This window comes from candidate division KSB1 bacterium (assembly GCA_022562085.1).
Classification (GTDB): Bacteria; Zhuqueibacterota; Zhuqueibacteria; order Oceanimicrobiales; family Oceanimicrobiaceae; genus Oceanimicrobium.
Genome location: JADFPY010000330.1, coordinates 1 through 5030 on the forward strand (window position 1 = coordinate 1; position 5030 = coordinate 5030).

The 5030-nt window shown below is 42.9% G+C and carries 5 protein-coding genes; 3 read left to right on the plus strand and 2 right to left on the minus strand.

Annotated features, from left to right (window positions below):
• Positions 1 to 318, minus strand: a 318-nt coding sequence (locus IH879_19440) for an insulinase family protein (protein ID MCH7677102.1), incomplete at its 3' end; no start/stop codon positions are given.
• Between the two features lie 216 nt (positions 319 to 534).
• Between IH879_19440 and IH879_19445 the strand changes: the two genes are divergently transcribed.
• The 3 genes from IH879_19445 (at position 535) to IH879_19455 (ending at position 4755) form a co-directional block, all read left to right on the plus strand.
• On the plus strand, positions 535 to 3384 hold the full coding sequence (locus IH879_19445) for an insulinase family protein (protein MCH7677103.1): 2850 nt from the start codon (positions 535 to 537) through the stop codon (positions 3382 to 3384).
• Between the two features lie 182 nt (positions 3385 to 3566).
• Complete coding sequence (gene murB, locus IH879_19450; protein ID MCH7677104.1) at positions 3567 to 4472, plus strand: UDP-N-acetylmuramate dehydrogenase; 906 nt, start codon at positions 3567 to 3569, stop codon at positions 4470 to 4472.
• A 70-nt stretch (positions 4473 to 4542) separates the two neighbouring features.
• Entirely contained in the window at positions 4543 to 4755 is a 213-nt protein-coding gene (locus tag IH879_19455) for a hypothetical protein (protein ID MCH7677105.1), read from the plus strand.
• A gap of 12 nt (positions 4756 to 4767) precedes the next feature.
• Here the strand turns inward: IH879_19455 and IH879_19460 are convergent.
• Positions 4768 to 5030, minus strand: a 263-nt coding sequence (locus tag IH879_19460; protein ID MCH7677106.1) for a 23S rRNA (uracil(1939)-C(5))-methyltransferase RlmD, incomplete at its 5' end; no start/stop codon positions are given.

Genomic DNA, 5030 nt, shown 5'->3' on the forward strand with positions numbered 1-5030 from the left:
GCCGTTCAGAGTACCTCCGGCATCTTGAATCTTTTTGAAAAACTGATCCTGCCCAACGTGCTGCGATTCCTGAAACAGTATGTGCTCAAAGAGATGAGCAAAGCCGGTACGTCCCTTAGTTTCTCGATTTGATCCGACATGATATAAAATTGCAACCGAAACGATTGGGTCTGATTTATCTTCGTGAAGAATGACCTCCAAACCGTTCTTTAAAGTATACTTTTCGTAATCGATTTTTAATTTGGAATTCTGAGCAAAACTGGTTGTAAATAGAAATAGTACCCCCAGAAAAACGTTTAAAAACAGCAGCTTTTTCATAATAACTCCTTAGTTTTTGTTATTAACAAGGGCGAAAATATAACCAAATTTCAACTATATTCCAAGCTAATTTTTGATATATTAGATAGTTGAAAATTATGAAACTATTCTGGTAGAAGGCACGTTTACTTTTATGTTCTATTCAAACGAATTCAATTCCTAATTTTCTAAAACCTGTCACTTCTCTACCTTTAAATTATTAAGAGGACTCATTCTATGAAAAAACTATTAATCTGGAGCCTTGCGCTCATGTTTTTAACCTCTGGAGGACTTATGGCATCGAATGATGACACCGCTGAATCAAAAATCTTTCCCTATAAATATCACATGAAGGATTTAAAAAACGGCTTACGGGTCATCGTCATTCCTACAGATTATCCGAATATTGTTGCCTTACAAATTCCCGTACAAACCGGCTCCCGCAATGAAATCGAACCCGGCAAATCAGGGTTTGCTCATTTCTTTGAACACATGATGTTTAGAGGAACAGAAAAATATTCCTCAGAGGAATATGGCGAAATTCTTAAGAACGCCGGTGCCGATCAAAACGCTGGCACGACCGACGATTACACCATCTATCACATCACATTCTCCAAAGACGACCTGGAAACGGTGCTCAAATTGGAAGCGGATCGTTTTCAAAACCTCAAATATTCCGTCGAAGATTTCAAAACCGAATCCAAAGCGGTTTTGGGGGAATACAACAAAAACTCCGCGAATCCGGTTAGCAAGCTGATTGAAGTGCAGCGAAATGCAGCCTTTCAAAAGCATACTTATAAGCATACCACGATGGGTTTTCTCAAAGACATCGAAGATATGCCCAATCAATTTGATTATAGCCTGAAGTTCTTCGACCGCTATTACCGGCCGGAAAAGACGGTTATCATTTTATCAGGAGATCTGAAGCCTGAACAGACTTTCAAGCTGGTTGAAAAATACTGGGGCGATTGGAAAAAAGGCAGTTATTCAGCCGAAGTTCCTAAAGAGCCCAAACCAAGTGGTGCGGTTTATGAACACGTCGAGTGGAAATCCCCTACCCTTCCCTGGATTACCGTTGCTTTTCATGGTCCGGCATTTTCAGAGACCAGGAACGATATGGCCACGATGGACATCATCCAATTCACCACATTTTCACGAAGCTCTCCGATCTACCAAAAACTCGTGGTCAAAGAACAAAAGGTTGATCAGTTTTTCCCATACTTCCCGGATCGACAAGACCCCTTTTTACTGACCGTAGCAGCCCGTGTGAAAAACATCGCCGACATTTGGTACGTACGCGACGAAATTCTCAAAACCTTTGCCAGCGTACGCACCGAAACTATTTCAAGCAAAAGATTGGCTGACAGTAAGTCGAATCTTAAGTACTCATTTGCAAATAGCATGGACAACTCGGAAACCATCGCAGAAGCCGTTGTCAGCTATGTTGCCAATACCCGCGACCCGGAAACTATCAACCGGGTTTACCGGCTGTATGACTCCATTACGGTGGAAGATGTCAAAACCAAAGCAAACGAATATTTCACCGATAACGGATTGGTTGTGGTTTCCCTTTCTCATGACCCGTTACCGGAAGTGGCGAGCACAACCGGATCAATTGACGAAATTGTCAAGGCCGATATGCAAGCCGCACCTAAAATAGCAACTTTATTAAAGCGCGGCGATTCTCCCATTATTAATTTTAGAATTATGTTCAATGCCGGGCCTGCTGACGATCCGGAGGGAAAAGAAGGTCTGGCCCAGTTGACTGCAAACATGATTACCAATGCCGGCAGCAAAAGCATGAAATATGAAGAAATTCAGAAAGCGCTTTACCCAATGGCAGCGGGCATCGGAAATCAAGTCGACAAAGAAATAACCGTTTTCCAAGCCACAACGCACAAAGACAATCTAAACGCCTTTTATGAAATTGTTTCGCAACAACTCCTCAACCCGGGCTGGGACGAAGACGATTTCAAGCGTGTGAAAACCAATCTTATCAACGCCATCAAAGTAAATCTGCGCGAAAATAATGAGGAGGAATTAGGCAAGGAAGTGCTCTATGAGATGATCTACAAGAATCATCCCTACGGCCATTTGAATTCAGGTCACGTTGCCGCACTTGAAAAGTTAACTTTGGATGATGTCAAAGAGTTTTATGCGAAGAACTACACGCGCACAAATCTCGTTTTAGGAATGGCCGGCAATTTTCCTGATGATTTTTTAGCAAAGATTAGCAAAGATTTAGGTCAGTTGCCCGAAGGCAGCACGAATGGAACAACTGCTGAGCTAGAATTGCCGGAAAAAATTAACGGATTTGAAGCTGAGATTATTCAAAAGGAGACTCGCTCGACCGCAGTTTCTTTTGGCTTCCCAATTGAGGTCACACGTTCTCACCCGGATTTTCCAGCGCTCTGGCTGGTGCGGTCCTATTTTGGCGAACACCGCTCCTCGAACAGCCACCTCTACCAGCGAATTCGGGAAATTCGCGGTATGAACTACGGCGACTATGCTTACATCGAATACTTCCCGCGTGGCATGTTCCTAACTCATCCCGACGCCAATTTAGGACGCCAACAGCAAATCTTTCAAGTCTGGATTCGTCCGCTCGAAACTGTTCAAAACGCGCACTTTGCCACACGTGTTGCCATGTACGAATTGAACAAACTCATTACTGAAGGCATGACCGAAGAGGATTTCGAAGCGACGAGAAACTACTTGCTGAAGTTTGTCAATATTCTCACCAAAACCCAGGACCGCCAGCTTGGCTACAGTCTGGACAGCAAGTATTACGGCATTGATGAATTCACCAAATTTATCGCTTCTGAGCTGAAAAAGCTCACAGTGAAAGATATCAATAGGGTCATCAAAAAGCACCTGCAGGATAAAAACATTAAATTTGCTTTTATCACAAAAGATGCGGAGGATTTAAAAAACCGGCTCATCAACAATACCACTTCACCAATGACCTACCAGGCCGAAAAGCCGGCAGAGCTTTTGGAAGAGGACAAAATCATTCAGGATTACAAGTTAGATTTCCAAGCGGACAAAGTAAAAATCAGACCGGTTGAAGAGGTGTTTGTGAATTAAAGAAAGTCAGGAATTTACTCACTTCGAAAGTGCCTGGCAAATCTTTATATATGAAAGCCCTATCGATTGATTTCGGTGGGGCTTTTTTATATGCTTTTGATCGTATTGTTAAAATCTATTTGAAAATGTCCCAGGCTTTATTAACTTAATTCACAATTTTCAATTTTGATTTTTCCTAATTTATGAATCTAAAACAACTACAAGCGAACTTAACCAAAATATTTGGCCCGGAACGTTTACGAGTAAACGAACTATTAGTCAAACACTGCAACTGGCGAGTCGGCGGCCCGGCTGATTTATTTATTACTGTTCGAACGGCAGATGAGCTAACTCAGGCCGTACGCGCCGCGCGGCAGCAAGATCATAAACCCACCATTTTGGGGTTTGGTGCCAACGTACTGGTTTCCGACAAAGGCATTCGCGGACTGGTGATATTGAATCGAGCTCACCGAATTTCTTTTCAACAAAATCATATTGTTGAAGCTGACTCAGGTACCAACCTCGCTGTTCTAGCAAAAGAAGCTGCAAAACAAGGTGTTGGGGGCTTGGAGTTTCTCATCGGCATTCCCGGAACCGTTGGCGCAGCGGTTGCCGTGAACGCGGGTACCCGCCAGCAGTGGATCAGTACTTTAGTTGAAAAAGCTCTGGTTTTAACAAACAATGGACAAAAAACCTGGCTCAAGGGAGATGAATTGGAGTTTTCTTATCGAAATAGTAAACTCAAACAAACCGGCGAAGTCGTCATTACGGCAAGATTACAAGGAAAGCCGGATGAACCCCTAAACATAGAACGCAAACTGAAGGAAGAACTAAAAGTACGCAAAACGCAACCGACGGGGCCCAGTGCTGGTTCTGTGTTCACGAATCCCCCGGGTGATTTTGCAGGCAGGTTAATTGAAGCGTGCGAATTAAAAGGACTGCAAATAGGCGGTGCGCAGATTTCAGAGATGCATGCCAATTTTATTTTGAATCTCGGTGACGCAAAAGCAGGGGACATAAAAGAGGCTATTAAAAAAGTAAAACTTGAGGTTGCCAAAAAGTTCAATATTCAATTAGAGGAGGAGATTCGGTATTTGGGGGAATGGTGATTACGACAATTTTTCGTCCAATAACGTAGAAACTATTAAGTTTTCTTCAGAGTTGGGCGATGAAATTAATATGAACAGTGATTGCGCTCAACCCAAGTTTGACGAACTTGAAGTCGGACACATTCTTAAAAAAGGCAATAAACGTCTGCGAATAATCGAAATTGATTATCGACGGCATATTGTCTACTATCGTGAAGTCGGTGGCGGGGCCAAATCCAACGGAACATTAACAGAAAGTTCCTATGCTCAACAATGCCGAAAGGGTCTTATTCACGCGGTATAAATTCACCTTTTTTTAGTCCTCTACTCTTTTCAAAAGACTCACCAATTCAATGTGCGGCGTCATCGGAAACATGTCCACCGGCTGCACTTTCATGAGCTCATATTCTACCTGGCACAAAGATTTGGCATCCCGTGCAAATGTAGCGGGATTACAGGAGACATAAACTATTCTCTGTGGTTGCAATTTGAGCACTCCCTGAACAACATTATCATGCATACCTGCTCTTGGCGGATCAATGATGACTGTAGAAGGCTGCCCCAATTTATCCGAATTAT

Bases quoted from the DNA above. Each gene is read 5' to 3' on its own strand.
- IH879_19445 (MCH7677103.1), top strand. From the start codon at position 535: ATGAAAAAACTATTAATCTGGAGCCTTGCGCTCATGTTTTTAACCTCT.
- murB (MCH7677104.1), top strand. From the start codon at position 3,567: ATGAATCTAAAACAACTACAAGCGAACTTAACCAAAATATTTGGCCCG.
- IH879_19455 (MCH7677105.1), top strand. From the start codon at position 4,543: ATGAACAGTGATTGCGCTCAACCCAAGTTTGACGAACTTGAAGTCGGA.